The organism is Oscillatoria nigro-viridis PCC 7112, from assembly GCF_000317475.1.
Taxonomy (GTDB): domain Bacteria; phylum Cyanobacteriota; class Cyanobacteriia; order Cyanobacteriales; family Microcoleaceae; genus Microcoleus; species Microcoleus nigroviridis.
The window spans coordinates 39,691-54,867 of the sequence record NC_019763.1 but is presented as its reverse complement, the minus strand read 5'-3'; the positions used below and the strand labels follow the sequence as shown (position 1 = coordinate 54,867).

The following is a 15,177-nucleotide window of genomic DNA, read 5'->3' as shown; positions in this document are numbered from 1 at the left end:
AGTTCCTGCTGTGTTTGGTAAAGTGCATGGAAATCTAAGCAATAGATAATTGCTAAAAAACCAGCCTAATTGGGATTTGTGTTACAAAAAGAATAGAAATATTCTATGGGTAGCTAAGTTATGCCAGCTCGCTTGATAAACGATCGCTATGCTATATCCCCCAACCCGCGATCGGGCGGGATGGCTGATGTCTATCAGGCAAGCGATATGCTTGATGACCTCCGGCGGGTGGCAGTAAAAGAATTCAAACACGGGCAGATTGAAGCAGATATTCTAGCCGAGTCTTTCAGACGTGAAACCCAAGCCCTGCAAGAGTTGAAGCATCCGGGAATCGTGGAACTTCTCGATTCTGGCAAGGATGAAACTACGGGTAACTATTTTCTCGTCTTGGAGTGGATGGAAAAGGATTTGGCAACACTTCTGAAAAAATCTCCACCAGACGGTTGGGATTCTTTCTGGAAAGCGGTAGCGTTACCCGTGTTGGAGGCTCTGGCTTTTTCCCATAATCGCAGAATAATACACCGCGATATCAAGCCCAGCAACATTTTAGTGGGGAGTGACGGTAAACTCAAACTTGCTGACTTTGGCATATCCAAGCTTAAGGGCTATTTGCAACCAAGCATTACTCTCAAAGACTTTGTATCGCGTACATTCACTCCGCCAGAAACCGACGATGGTTCCTATACCTACACCCGCGATATTTTCAGTTTTGGTGTATTGGTTTTGAAGTGCCTGACCAATATTGAACTCACAGGTCATAATAGTATCCCCAGCGCAATGAAAGCGTTTAATGCACCACCTGAAATCCTTGAAATAATCGAGCGTGCTGTTTCCCTCGACCCCGCAGAGCGTCAACCTAATGCAGAGGTACTACTAGCTGAACTTAATGCTATTCAAGCGAAGACAAAAACAGGAGCAATTAAGAAGCCTCCTTGCTTCCTTAAGCTTATACCAAAGTGCTTGAACAGACTTAAAAGTGAAATTGAGATTTCTTCTGAAGTTGAGATCGAGAATCTTATCCTTGACGATCTCAATAATGAATCGGGTTGTGGGATTCGTCCCTATAAATTTAAGGACGACGCAGACGATCCATCTCGTGAAGATCATTACGAAATTTATGGTGTTTCCTATCGGTATCACATGAAGGTGGATCAAAACCGAGGAAATCACCTAGTTATTTTCAATGCTTGGTCTACTCCCTACTCCCAACTGGAACAGCGTCGAGATCGTGCTTGGAATCTATCCTACGAGTTCAAATTTGGAACGCCACTGAATTTATATGAAGCAAAAGAGGTTATTCAGAAGCTACAGGATGCAGTTATAGAGCATGAAGCCAACTTAAAAGAACAAGAAGATGAAAAAGAAAAGCAACGGATATTCCAAGTTTGGTGGGATATTCTCAGAGCTAAAACAGATTGGGAGAAAAAACGAGAAAAACCGATTAAATACACAAGCGTTACTCGTGACGGAAACCGCGTTACCTTTGAACTATCAGAGCTTCCAGAAGATGACTTAGCTGGACAACCCCACCATGTGACAAACCAAAAAGGATTTAGCATTTTGGGGGGAGATGTTGAACAGATCATCAGTGACAGATTGACTCTTTATGTTAAATATGGAGAACCAGACAGACTCCCACAATCTGGTGAGTTACGCTTTGATACTCGTGCTGCTGAGGTTGCCCTAAATCGACAAAAAAATGCCCTTGATGCCATTCGATTTGACCAGGGAGTACGGTCAGACATTCGCCAATTACTCGTCAATCCTCAAGAAGTCCGTACTCCTGACGTAGAAGTAGATTTACAGTTTATTCAACCTCTCAATGAATCACAGCAGGAAGTTGTTAAAGCTGCACTCGCAACAGAAGATTTTCTGATTGTCCAAGGTCCACCAGGTACAGGAAAGACAACATTTATTACAGAAGTTGTTCTGCAAACTCTTAAAGCTAATCCTGATGCTCGAATTTTGCTCAGTTCACAAACTCATGTTGCACTAGATAACGCCCTAGAACGGATTCAAGCTAAAAATCCTAACTTGAAGTTGGTGCGACTTGGTAACCATGAACGGGTATCAGAGAATGTTCATTCGCTCTTACTCGAAGAACAGATGGAACAGTGGCGAGAGGGTGCAATTGCTAAAGGACAGGAATTTATTGATAATTGGTCAGCGCAACGAGGTATTTCTCAGCATAACAGTGAAATAGCCACCCTATTTCAAGAAATGAAAACTCTGGTTACAAAAATTGAAAGTCTCAGAGGAGATGTTAATATCTGGAAAGAGGATTTGGATAAAATACTAGCAATAAATTACAACCCAGAAAACCCAGATTCATTGTTAGAAACTAAAATCCCCAAGGATAAGCTAGAGGAATGTCAGAGTATTGAAGCTGAAATTAGTATCCTGCGTAAGCAATTAAAAGAAGCACGAGAGCAACAGAAGGAAAAAGCAAAGCGTCTTAAAGAATTAACCGAAATCAGTATCAATAAACTTTTGAGACTTTCGGTTCAGGAGATAGAAGAGCGGATCAATAAACTAATAGATCCAAATGCACCCGATGCGAAAATGCTCCAACGGCTGATAGCTATTCAGGCGGAGTGGTTCGATCAGTTTGGTCGAAATGAGAAATTCAATGCACCTTTGATTAAGCGATCGCAAGTAGTAGCCGGAACTTGCATCGGAATTCCTAGAGATATTCAAGACATAGAATTTGACCTGTGTATTGTTGATGAGGCTTCAAAAGCTACGGCGACAGAAGTGTTGGTTCCAATTGCGCGATCGCATCGCTGGATACTCGTAGGCGACCCCAAACAACTCCCACCATTTCGAGATGAAGCCAGTAGAGATTCTGACTTTTTGGAAAAATACGAACTTAATCAGGATCATATTCGAGAAACTTTATTCGATCGACTGCTCAGAACACTCCCAGATGGGTGTCGCAAGATGTTAACAATCCAACATAGGATGGTAGCACCAATCGGCAATTTGGTCAGTGAGTGCTTCTATGATGGTCAGCTAAAAAGTGCCAGGACTGACTTAGATCAGCATCTTCGCAGTGTTTTACCACAACCTGTGACTTGGTTAACAACAACCAAACTTCCGAATAGTCGCGAACAGTCTGCCAATTCTAGCTTTAACAATATTTGTGAGGTCAACGTCATAGTTCAGTTTCTCAAACAGCTAAACCAGACGGCAGTAAAGGCGCAGAAAAAATACAGTGTCGCCGTATTGAGTGGGTATGCAGCACAGCTAAAGTTGCTCGCTCGCAACCTTGCCTCAGAATTAAACAATTGGCAAGCATTAACAGTTGAGTGCAATACAGTGGATGCCTTCCAAGGACGCGAAGCTGATATTGCAGTGTACTCTGTGACTCGTTCTAACAAAGAAGGTAAAGTGGGTTTTCTGCGCGATGCAGAACGATTAAATGTGGCTTTATCCAGAGGGAAAGTTGGCTTAGTCATCGTGGGAGATCACCACTTCTGTAGAACCTCACATGACAACCCATTACACCGAGTTTTGGATTACGTTGAAAGTCACCCTAAAAATTGCGCCATAAAGGAGCCTAACTTATGAGTTCAGAAGAATCAGTTTTTCTTACTCCAGAAGAACTACGCCGCTATGACAATCGTACAGGCTTCGATTTAGTTAGCTGTAAAGAAGTCGGATTGCCAGTTTATAAAATCACTGTTCAAGCTCTAACCCAACTCCGTAAACCCATTCCCCCGATCGAAGAATATGTCTTGAAAGCTATTAATGCTAGTTTATCCTCAGAAGTGGATATTGCTGGATTTCTTGGTCTCGAACCGTCTATTATCAGGGATGCAATGATAAATTTAAGGATGAGTGAGGATATTGACCTCATAGCTCCTGATGGCTCTCTGATGCAAGTTTGGAAATTGACTAAGAAAGGCGAAGGAACGCTCCGCGATGCCAAAATTATTGTTCCCGAAGAGCGAACATTTGATATAAATTTTGATGGGCTTTTACGGTGTCCTCGCTGGTATGGGCGATTGGAATCACGTTTACTCAAGCAAAAAGACTTGCGTAATCAAGAAATCATAGAAATTGAACCATCTCCGAAAAAGCCACCCGAACTTTCCGATCTTAAACTCAAAGATGTGGACGCAATTATTCGCCAGATTGAGGGAGCAAGCAAAGCTAAATTCAAGCAAGATAGAGACCTTTTAGCCTTGAAAGCTATTGAGCGCAGACAGAGATTTTTTCAACCTGCTTTGCTCCTAATTTATAAAGCAAAAGATAGTGATGATATTCAGGTTACCTTTGCTATCGATGGTGTTCTTTCTAATGAACATGAAGCAGCTTTTGCTCGTGCTAATGGTGTCAAGAAACTTCGCTTACTAGAAGCATTGAGGGAAAGCGCACCCAGAAAGTTAGCAGAAGAAGTTTTAGGGCATGAATTTGTTGCTCAAGCTCCCTTACAAGAAGCTGAAGCACTGAAAGAAGAGGTATCTTCAGCTCAAGCTAAAATTGATACGGATCGAAATAGCGTTGCAGAGGCTGAAACGGATGAAGACAAGGCTGCTTTAGAGCAAAAAATTATTGAGCAAGAGCAGGAAATAGAAATTCTCAAACAGCGCTTGAATTCATTTCAAATTAGTTACCTAGAAGTTTACGACCACCCTGAGATTCTCAAACAGGCTATTCAAGACAGTCAAAAACGTTTGATGATTATTTCTCCTTGGATTCGAGCTAATGTTGTAAAGAAACAGTTTATTGAACAGCTAGAAAAACTACTTAAGTGTAACATACAGCTTTTAATTGGGTACGGTTTGGGAAAAGATGAAGATGATAAAAAATACCCATCCGATATCCAAGCTGAGAAAAATCTTAAAAAATTAGCGAATCAGTACAAAGATAATTTTATCCTTAAGCGTTTGGGAAATACCCACGCCAAAATTCTGATATCTGATGCGAAATTTGCTGTAGTAACAAGTTTCAATTGGCTTTCCTTCAAGGGAGACCGCGATCGCACGTTCCGGGATGAGCGAGGGACGCTTGTATCTGACCCCCAGAAAATTGATGAACTGTTCGATAGCTATAGGTCGCGATTTAACGATTGAATTTGAGGACAGAGCAAAAATGACTTATGCAAAGGGGGAAGGGTGAAATTGTGTCATTTTCAAGTTCACGATAATCCTTCCCTCCCTTTCCTCTGGTGATCGCTAACCAAACAATTCCTGTAACGGAATAGAAAATCGCGATCGATCCTCTCCACTAGCCGATCGAGCATAAGTCGCTTGATTGCGAATCGCTAAAATTTGCTCTTCATCGCGCAGCATCGACGGCGTAAACTGATAGCGCTGTTGTCGGAGGTCGTTCAAAGTCACTTTCAATTCATCCGGTCGTTTCCCTTGTACCCGATCGCGATAATATATCTCCTCAGCACATTTTCTCACGGCATTGCCTATTTCTGCTGGCGTACAAAGCCTGTAATCTCTCAATAAAATCCGCCACTCATCATCCGTCCAAGGCGAAATACAAGCATTGCGGAACTCAGGAAAATATTTTTTGAGATGAAGATTAAAAATTTCATACATCGCCCCTTCGTGAGGCAAATCCACAAAGAAAATATCATCAAAGCGACGAATTAATTCCGGCGGTAACATCCCCAAACGGTTAACTGTCGCCACGATATAAATTGGGTATTGATGCTCTTGCATCCACGTTAAAAGCTTCCCCGATAAGCGCCTAGAAACTCCGCCATCTGCATTAGAATCCCACCCTGCAAAACCTTTATCAAAATCATCCCAATAGAGAATTGTAGGACTTAAAGCCTGAGTCAGTTCCAGCAATTCGCGCAAAGCTAAATCTGGTCTGGAAGAACCGACAATCGAACCCCAATCAGCCGCCAACAGCGGTACTCCCATCTTCTTAGCCGCAAGCTTAGCACTCAGACTTTTGCCCGTACCCGGCGGCCCCCAGAGAATCATTCCCTTGGGAAATTTGAGTCCGTATTTCTCTGCTTCTGGACTCAACAGAGAAGCCACCTTTGACAGCGACTCGTCTAGCAAGTCTAAACCACCTGCATCCGGCACATCTGCCTCGGCAATAAACTCTAGGCCTCGCCCCCGCAGCTTGTTAACCTTGTGGTCGAGCACCAACGGCGCCATTTCCTCCACAGTCGAAGCAAAAGCTAGCGATCGCTCTAAAATTAACTCGATCTCACCTTGGGGCAACCCCTGGCAAGCTCGAACCAAAGCACCTTGCAATACCTCATCACTTTTGTCATCAAGCCCAGGATGGCGATCGCAAAACAACTCCACCACCTGTTGCGCTGCAACTCGGGATGGTAATGGAGTCGTCAGTACGGGAATCAACGGCTGCAAGTTCACCGGCAATTGTATGTAGTTTTCCAGCATCACCCAAAACTGAGGAACCGCAGACCAAGATGAGTGATAGTAAGCATTTGCCAGTTGAAACCCCAGACGCGAACTCACCTGACCGGATTCATCAAAATCTAGCACTCCCTCAAGAATGTAAATTCCCTCTCTCTTACTCTCTAATAGAAACTCAAGCACGTCAGAATCTCGGTGCAAGTCAGTATTTTGCAAGATGCACTGACCGTCCCGACTCACAATTTCCTGCAAGCAACTGTACCCAGAGTTCCAAAAGAAAACAGGCAACTGCAGTTCCTGCCCCCAATTGTGGAACTGTGCTAACACTCTGATTCGGTCAGGCGTGTAATACTCCAGCCCGACAATCTTAATACCTCTTTGGGCCAGAGCGAGCCAGTCATTAATGGTACGCATAAATTCAAGGGTAAGAAATATTCAAAGGTACTCTTCTCATTGATATGTTACGGTCGAGCGTTGCCATCAGCCAACAGTTCTACAGCAGCCAAACCTCCTCTTAATTCTTAGGAATTATTTACCTAATTTCCTACATATACATAATTATGTATATCCGTTGATCGGGAAAAAATCTACCGAATTATTACATAAATTTATTTCAAAGTAACAATTTTATAAATAATTATTAATAGCCATAAAAAAACTAATTATAAATTTGATGAAATTTGAGAGCGCCTAACGGCGCTGTTAGCCGTGAAGTAGTTTAATTAAATCAAACTTCATGGCTACAACAACAGCTAAAAACCATAACTCTCGTCCATCCAATGGAGCGGTGACTTTGAATGGCAAAAGCAATGGTGCTGCTAAGTCAAAGAGTCCAGCAACAGCTACCCAATCACAGGTCAGTCGCCGTTCGACACTCACTGTAGAAGAGCAAGCAGACGCACTTCTAGACCGCGTGCGAACTACCATCCTGAAAAAGTTTGGAGTCAAAATTCAACTGCGCGAAAAACGCCTCCAAACTAAGGTAGGTCACGCTACCAAGGAAAAACTAGGTTTGGATATTGCTGCACAGTTAAAAAAACGCGGCAAAACGATGAACTGGCAGCGTTGGAATAACGAAGTGTTTCCAGCTCTATTTGGTCAACCCGATGCACTGCGCCACGATATGGAAGTCATTGCGCTTGTGATGGCAAAACTATACGACGTTTTCGAGCTTGACCCGCAAGAAGCAATTAAAGGTCTTGTCAAATTCAATCAAGAATCGCTTGCTAAACGCAATAGCTATAACAAGCAGGATGAATCCGATGATGAAGATGATGATGATGTGGATGACTTAGAAGATGAACTTGATGCTGATGAAGATGAGGAAACAGATGAATCCGAAGAAGACTTGGATGAGGACAGCGAAGATGATTTCGATACCGAGGAAGAAGATGAGGAAGATGATGCTGATGAAGATGAGGACGAAGATTTAGAATAATCTTTCACCCTCGCTCAAATTTTACAGCTTCCTTCACCGTCGCTTTTGTTGAATATGTAAAACTCTGCTCTACCTAAAAACGGTAGAGTAGAGTTTTTTATTTTATTCATCTTATAAGTATTTTAATTAAATTTCACTTTTCATGGAAATATTTAAAGTATTAATTGCTTTCAACTTAATTAGTTTTAAATACAGTTATTAATATTTTATTGGAAAGTTAAGCCCAATAATTAAACTTAAAGAGGCAGCGATTGCTGCTGTGTATATGAACAAATTTGAATTCAGGAAGATTGAGAAATGAGAGTCACTGAAAAAGTTCAAACGACTAATGCAAACCCTACCGATAAAGCTCATAAGACTCAGATAAAAGCCCTCGACAAGTGCATTAGTTACAACGATAAACTTCGCCTAATGGTACTAGAAGTTTTGAGAGAAGAATCAGGTCGGGAACTGGCAAGTGTTGCTCGCTTTAACGGTGGCGAATTTGATTGGGAAACACATAATGCCCAATTTCGCGCTGACTACAGTGAAACACCTTTAAAGGAATTAATGCGTGCTGGTCGCATCCTATACGGATTGACCGACATGGATGCAATCCGCGATCGCCGCGCCAAGCATCGGGGCATTCGCAATCAACGGCTCGCCCGCCAGAGTAGCGGAATTGCTTCAAGCTCACAAAATGTGTACCAAGAAGTGGATGTTGCTGACGACGACATTGATGATTTGGATTGAGTCGCTTGAGCAACTAAGAATATCAAAAATTGCCTGTTAAGGGCAACTTCCCTACTCCTCATTATTCTAGGAGTGGGGAAGCTTATAACACAGCCCAAGCGGAAAACTCAGAGTCTTTAGAACTGAGATGAAAGCGGGACGCGGTTTTAACCGCCGTGAATCTTTCTTAGTTCTTAATGTATATTCCCTGAGATGGATGCTATAGTATTAGCCAGGAGGTAAGGAAACCGAGTGCTAACAAACTACGTCTATAAACTACGCCCAAATCAAACCCAAGACATAAAAATGTCCGCTTGGCTTGATATGCTGCGAAGTCAGTACAACTGGAGCTTAAATGACCGAATAAATCAGTACAATCAGCAGTTTATTCAAGGGGATTACTGCGATCTTAGAACTCAATCCAAAGCTTGTCCCTTAACCTGCTTTGTGAGCAAAAATGGTGCAACAGGCAACCCATGGAAAGACTCAAAAGTAGATAAGGAAGGTAAGATAAGAAACCCGCGTAGAAGTGCCGGAGATATTCAGATAACTGCGTTACCTGAATTGAAGGTTTCTCGCCCTTGGTACGCGGGTATAGATTCGACGGTTCTGCAACAGAACGTTAAACGCCTCGACACAGCCTATAAGAATTTCTTTGACGGTCGAGGCTTTCCCAGTTTCAAAAACCGCAGTAATTTTAAGTCCTTTACTTACACAATGGGTGTGAAAATCCAAGGCAATAAAATTTACTTACCTAAGCTGGGATGGATGCGCTTTCATAATTCGCGTTCCATTCCCAACGGTTTTACCATCAAAGCTTGTACGGTAAGAAAGCGTCAGAATGGTTGGTATATTTCTGTCAGAATCGAAGACTCAACTATTCCTGAACACACACCCAAAACTATCGGGGACAAGCCCAAAGTTTTAGGTATTGATTTAGGGCTTACTAAACTGGTTCATCTCTCCGATGGCTACCAAATAGACAACCCTAAGTTTTCAACCAATAAGAAAGCTAAACGTACTCTGAAGATTAGACAGAGACGGGTTATCCGTAAAGTTAAAGGCGGTAAGAACCGCAAGAAAGCAGCCATTAGAGTCGGTAAGTTCCACCAAAAGATTAGCGACAAGCGCGAAGCCTATCAATGGAAGGTTGCCCACAAAATTGCATCTCGCAAAGTGGATATCATAGCTATTGAAGACTTGAATATTTCTGGGATAATGCGTCGCTGTAAAGCGAAAACCGATGAGAAAAATGGAAGATTTCTGAAAAATGGTCAATCCAGAAAGAAAGGTTTAAATAGAGCCATCTCTGATGCGAGTTGGGGTAATTTGGGGTTGAAAGTCGTGTATCTAGCTGCGAAGCAGGGCAAGACAGTAGTTAAAGTTAATCCTAAATATTCCAGCCAAGAATGCCGGAACTGTGGACACACTGAAAAAGCCAACAGAGAAAATGAAAAATTCATTTGTAATCAGTGCGGCTATCACGAACACGCCGATATCGGTGCGGCAAAAACCATCAGGGATAGAGCTTTGTCAATAGTACGCGGGGACTCCGCGAAACTTGGCGCATCGTCGCCTAAACGCCCAAAAGATATCAGTACGCTCAAATCGAGCAAACGTGCTGAGTTTGGGAACCCTAGCAATAGGGATATTAAGAACGCAATTTCTTAAGAATCTCAGCGGCTTCAGCCCTGAGAGTGTCAATGCCACCCACCCACCCTTTGATTGAGAGCTATTTTACTTTGTAAAAACCGTATTTGACCTGGATGCGGATTTTAGAGGGCTAAAAAAGGAGGAAAAAAGAGGAAAAAACAGCACATTTTTTACTCATTACACCTCCTATTTCCTACTTTTAGCCTCATTTTAAGTATAAATGCTTATCATTTTTTGTAAAGAATTGTTGCTTTTGGCGTGATTTTCTGTACTCCGACACCTCTTGAATCCTCCTAAATCCTCGTAATAAGTACGGTAGTCGCATAGCAAGCCATGTCAAATAGACGTTATAGGGGGGTAAAAATGATCAATTTATGGTTTTTATGGTTTTTGCAAGAGTGCCATAGGAATTCTTGGGAGTTGGAGTTAGCTCACGCTCACTCTGGGAAGCCTTGAGGAGAAAGTTTGACTCGCTCGCTGTTTGGATTTTGACGCCCGCTGTACGCTCGCTCGCGTGAATCGATATTGAAGCCAGGAGCGAGCCAGTTGGTGTACAGGACAGCCGCCTTTACGATGGAGCCGAGCATCGCACGACGCATTCGAGTTGGTGCTGTTGAGTATCGGCGGCGGATGCCTGACGCGATCGCACCCAGCTATTCTGTTTGCGATTTTGCAGTCAGTAAAGATGTCGATGCTCGCTGTGACCGTTCGTCCAACAGCGAGCATCAAGTTTGGACTTAACTCGCCATGAGGCCGATCGCTTTTGCTTGTAGGTCGGGTTGATGCCAGCAAATCCAACATCGACCATAGCTTTATCAGTCACAAAGATAGCCAGGAGTCAAAAGTTGGATATTGGCAGTTTAGATTTCAACAGAGCACAAGCATGAGCAAGTGAGTCGATAGAATATTTAGTTAACTTGTAGTACAAATAGCTACATTTCTTATTGAGGCTTAAGAAAGTATTAAACCTGACCTTGAGGTTAGGATGCCCCATTCATAAGGGTGCATTGTTTTTGTTTTAAAATAATAAATAAAGCTTTGTCCGGACAAAACCATTGCTTGCTACTAATCAAGAACAGCCATAACCAGTCCCAACACGTTAAGGCATGAACAGCACAAAAAGGCAGTAATTTGACAGGAAATTGCAGGCGTTTGCAGGACATTTTCGGATAAAAACAGGTATGATTCAGTCCCTGCAAAAGCCTGCATTCTACCTGTTTTTGTACAGCAAACACCTGACTGTATACTGCAAATGCCAGACTTTAACGCTCCACACTAGGCGTTGCACAATTGTGGTAGGCTACAGGGAGTCTTTATCAAGAAACAAAAATATTTTGGGTAGGAATAAGCACGGTTTTATGCTTCAAGTAATAAATGACTAATCGAATTGACATGGCCAACATCAAGACAGACTTAGAGTAGCAAAGAGTTTTTCTATGCAAGCGTGCTAAGTAATGCCTTAAACGGGTATTTTCTCCCTCAACGCGGGTCATATAACTTTTACTAACAATGTGGTCAGCCTCGTCAATAAACTTGGGATAAACAGCATAACCATCCGTAGCAAAAAAAAACATTTCCACCCTTTAATAATTTTCCATAAAGGCTTAAATGTTTCTGCCGAGCGGTCTCCTATAGTCATCGCCAAAATGCCTGCAAATCCCTTATTTACTGAGGTCCCGAGCCAAATCTTGTTTTTTTTATTACCTACAAATGTCTGCAACTCATCAATTTGGGCTACTTCCGGAATCTCGTCGTAATCAGGCTGTTCACACAAGCTTAATCTAGGCGCTTTAACCCAGTTAATAACAGTATTATGACAAACACCTGTTAGTCGCTCTATACGACGAAAGCCATTTCCTTCAACATACAGATGCAGGCAATGTTTTTTGACCTACTCTGGATATCCCCGGGGAGAGTAGTTATCAATAAACTGATGACCACAGTCTGAGCAAAGATGATTTTGTTTCCCTCTCTCTTTTGTGGACATTTATCTTAAATTTTGTAGATTGACATTTAGGATAAATCCTAGCCGGATATTTTTTAACTGTTCGTTTTTAGCATACCACAACTGTGCAACGCCAAAAATTTTGGTCTACTACTAACCTCTAGTAGATGAAGGGATATCCCAGTGGACTTTACTCAAATGTTGTAGCTGTTCCTGAAGATGGTTGATTTGATCTTGTATCTGAACCTGTTCGTTAAATGTGCTAATTATGCTTTCTTGTTTGGCTCTATCGAGAACAATAATCTCTACGTCCTTTAACTGCTGTAGCTGTATGAGAGGCACAGTTGCCCCTGAAATAATCCCCTTAAGGAGCGTTTCTCCAACATCAGAACAGAGGTACATAAATAGAAACCGTGGATCGATGATGCTATCCTGTGGACGCATAATTAACGACGACTGATTTGCTACCCAAGCATTAGGGCCAACCGGAGGTACATTGTCGGGAGTAATAGCGAGTTTCCCTGCGCTTCCTTTTACCAAAATAATAATGTCACCTGGGCACAGAAAGCTTTTCTTTTCTTGTGAATTAAAGACTTTTGGTGACAGCAATACCTGCCTCTTAGGAGTTGTGAGGTAGCCATAGTTGGGAAAATCCGAAAGACCCACCTCAAGCGCTAGAATTCCTTCGGTTTCATTTTTTGGGAGAGGTTTTGATGGACGAAGAAACTCAACAAGGTGAGAGAGTTTGCGAGTCTCATTTCTGCTCAAAAGATGCCGAACTACCTTTTGTGCTGGAGGTAAGAGATAGTGAGAAACTTCAAGATTTGCATCGTTTTCAAGGATATGTATAGTTGGAATGTTAGCTACGATGGCCTCATCGTTGCTCTTATGAAAGGTCTCGATCAGTAATTTCCAGTTCACAAGCTTAGAGCGGTTCCTCCCATCTCTAGTTGAAAATTGCTCTGCTGCTCCATCAACAAAGCGCACTGTGGAGGCTTTATCCCGAGTATTGAGTATGAGAATTGAAAATGGAATTGCGGTGAAAGGCAGTAGGGCTGGTGGCATACTGATGACCGCCTCAATCATTCCTTGATTGAGTAGATCTTCTCGCAATGAGTGTTCAGCCCCACGACTAAAGAGGATGTTACCTGGTATCGCAACAATGGCTTTTCCTTCTGTTTGAGCGATTATGTGCCGCAATGTAAGAACAGAACCTGATGAGGTTCTTTCTTTAAATCTGTTGAAGAAATCTCTCTCAACGACTTCGATATCAATTTTTTGTCCAAAAGGTGGAAATGCAATGGTGAAATCAAACTTTTGAACATTGCCTTCCTTAAGAAATTCTGGTCTTTGAAGAGGATCGCTGCTGACTATAGTGTGGATATTTGCATCCGTAAGGATGCTTATAAGCCAAGGGATAGGAGACACCCAGGGAGTTTCTATTGATGGAATTCCACCTTGCTTACCAACTTCACGAGCAATAAGGCAAAGGGAGTCGTAGGGGCAGTAGACCGTCTTTTCTTTCAGCTCTCCAGCCAGAGCAGACATAACTTTGATTACTTCTATCGGCATGGGTGATCCATGAGATAGAAAGGAAAGATAAAAGTCTTCAGGAAAGTCGAAATAGTTTAACAGATTGTTCTTTGCGGAATCAAGCGCGAAATCGATCGCGTCTACAACTACGCCCCAAGAAACATCCCTATGCAGCAAATAAGCGATATCCTCGAACGCTGCTTTGTTCTCACCAAGTTCTGGGTATTCACTCAGCTTCTTAAAGCTATTAAAAAGTTCTGGAAAAGTGGTGAGTTGGGACTCTTTAGTCAGTTGTAGATCGGAGGGAAGCCTTTCGTTTACCGAAAGCTTTGCCCATGCCAAAATCTGCAGAGCCACTTGAGTAGAGTCGTATTTCGTAAAATGAGGGTGGCGTCGAAAGATGTTGAGCATCTGCCAGAGTATCTTTTCACTTTTCATGGTATTTTTTTTATCAGGACTTAGACAAAAATTAAGGTTAAAATGGCTTAAACCCTAGATAGAGAAAGACTTTTAGCTTGAACGAGGATAAATCTAGTTTTTCAATAGTTTCAGAGCTTTTTATTAGGTCATTAGCCTCTTTCCCTTGCGAGAAAGAGGTTTTCACCCCCTAAAGGGGCTTTAAAATATCTAAGTTTTATTATGAAATCTAAACGCCCGTTCGATCTGGTTACATGAACGGAATCTATTTTTCTTTCCTCCCCACTTTCTACTCTTCTTCTGAGAAGCGCAGTTGTATGTAGTAATGAGGATAGTTTCATCAAAAATGATGGTTCCCCCAAGAATTACACTCTCATCGGAAGAAGCGGTCACAACGGTAAGACCGCCTTTGTCGAGAACTTTCTTGGCGATTTTCATCTGGCGCTGAAGTTCGGCGATAAAGCGCGCTGCTGCATCTCGGCTTAAACCTGTTTCCTCAAGTTTCTTGGCGATTTTCATCTGGCGCTGAAGTTCGACGACTAAGCGCGCTGCTGCCTCTCGACTCAAAGTTCTTACCTCATCTTGAACTTCTCCATATTGAATCGTGAGTTCGATCATCTCTTTCGTAATGCCACGGTGATTCATTCGTTGACCGGCATGATAGGTAATGTGCATAGCGTTTTCCTTAGCAAAATAATCTTCTGTGTAGCTCATACTATAAAAAAGTAGGACGTACTTTTTTATAGTATGAGCTATACCTAGGAATGTGTCAAGGTCAAATTCAAGACAATATTCGTTTTATGTGCAGAGCCATAAATATTTGTGTTTTCTATTGACTAATAACTTAGGGTATGCTAAAGTTAGCGCGCAAGTTTTCCAGCACTGTTGCTCCCAGTCGGATGCGAAGTTGATATTCGTGTGGCTGCATGGACGAGCGCAGGAAACTCAGCGGGCTTATCGGGGAGACGTTGCCCATTTCACGGCTTTTATTAGTCGTCAGAGAGAATGGGAAATATTACGCCAGATGGCTTTTCGGTTGTAAGTGCCTCGGCCCTATCACACAAAAAGCTCACCAAAATGTGGGAGAGCTAAAGGTGGAAGCGAAGCTTTGTCAAATGCAGTGTGAA

10 protein-coding genes and 1 pseudogene are annotated in these 15,177 nt (G+C 42.4%); 7 read left to right on the top strand and 4 right to left on the bottom strand.

Features of this window, described 5'->3' with window-relative positions; genetic code table 11:
• Nucleotides 1–120: 120 nt before the first annotated feature.
• Nucleotides 121–3,570: a serine/threonine-protein kinase gene (locus OSC7112_RS31275; protein WP_015211649.1), complete on the top strand. Its 3,450-nt coding sequence runs from the start codon at nt 121–123 to the stop codon at nt 3,568–3,570.
• Entirely contained in the window at nt 3,567–5,078 is a 1,512-nt protein-coding gene (locus OSC7112_RS31270) for a phospholipase D-like domain-containing protein (RefSeq protein WP_015211648.1), read from the top strand. Before OSC7112_RS31275 ends, OSC7112_RS31270 begins: the two co-directional genes overlap by 4 nt.
• A gap of 102 nt (nt 5,079–5,180) precedes the next feature.
• Here OSC7112_RS31270 and OSC7112_RS31265 read toward each other — a convergent pair whose 3' ends face one another.
• Nucleotides 5,181–6,767 (bottom strand): AAA family ATPase, encoded by a 1,587-nt coding sequence (locus tag OSC7112_RS31265; RefSeq protein WP_015211647.1) that lies wholly within the window; start codon nt 6,765–6,767, stop codon nt 5,181–5,183.
• A gap of 322 nt (nt 6,768–7,089) precedes the next feature.
• Between OSC7112_RS31265 and OSC7112_RS42010 the strand changes: the two genes are divergently transcribed.
• From OSC7112_RS42010 to OSC7112_RS38845, 4 genes are all read left to right on the top strand, one after another.
• Complete coding sequence (locus tag OSC7112_RS42010; RefSeq protein ID WP_015211646.1) at nt 7,090–7,791, top strand: hypothetical protein; 702 nt, start codon at nt 7,090–7,092, stop codon at nt 7,789–7,791.
• Between the two features lie 297 nt (nt 7,792–8,088).
• Complete coding sequence (locus OSC7112_RS31255) at nt 8,089–8,523, top strand: hypothetical protein (protein WP_015211645.1); 435 nt, start codon at nt 8,089–8,091, stop codon at nt 8,521–8,523.
• A gap of 231 nt (nt 8,524–8,754) precedes the next feature.
• Nucleotides 8,755–10,173 (top strand): RNA-guided endonuclease InsQ/TnpB family protein, encoded by a 1,419-nt coding sequence (locus OSC7112_RS31250; RefSeq protein WP_041623809.1) that lies wholly within the window; start codon nt 8,755–8,757, stop codon nt 10,171–10,173.
• 531 nt (nt 10,174–10,704) lie between these two features.
• Nucleotides 10,705–10,896, top strand: coding sequence for a hypothetical protein (locus OSC7112_RS38845; protein WP_150111721.1), 192 nt, complete (start codon nt 10,705–10,707; stop codon nt 10,894–10,896).
• A 575-nt stretch (nt 10,897–11,471) separates the two neighbouring features.
• On the opposite strand, the pseudogene OSC7112_RS31245 reads toward OSC7112_RS38845, so the two are convergent.
• The 3 genes and pseudogenes from OSC7112_RS31245 to OSC7112_RS31235 all read right to left on the bottom strand — a co-directional run bounded on the left by OSC7112_RS31245 (nt 11,472) and on the right by OSC7112_RS31235 (nt 14,764).
• A pseudogene (locus OSC7112_RS31245) lies at nt 11,472–12,179 on the bottom strand (IS1 family transposase).
• A 74-nt stretch (nt 12,180–12,253) separates the two neighbouring features.
• Nucleotides 12,254–14,071: an N-6 DNA methylase gene (locus OSC7112_RS31240; RefSeq protein ID WP_015211643.1), complete on the bottom strand. Its 1,818-nt coding sequence runs from the start codon at nt 14,069–14,071 to the stop codon at nt 12,254–12,256.
• 189 nt (nt 14,072–14,260) lie between these two features.
• Nucleotides 14,261–14,764 carry a DUF4258 domain-containing protein gene (locus OSC7112_RS31235; RefSeq protein ID WP_015211642.1) on the bottom strand — a complete coding sequence of 168 codons (504 nt, stop codon included), beginning with the start codon at nt 14,762–14,764 and terminating at the stop codon, nt 14,261–14,263.
• 118 nt (nt 14,765–14,882) lie between these two features.
• Between OSC7112_RS31235 and OSC7112_RS38840 the strand changes: the two genes are divergently transcribed.
• Complete coding sequence (locus OSC7112_RS38840) at nt 14,883–15,092, top strand: hypothetical protein (protein WP_150111720.1); 210 nt, start codon at nt 14,883–14,885, stop codon at nt 15,090–15,092.
• Nucleotides 15,093–15,177: the final 85 nt, after the last annotated feature.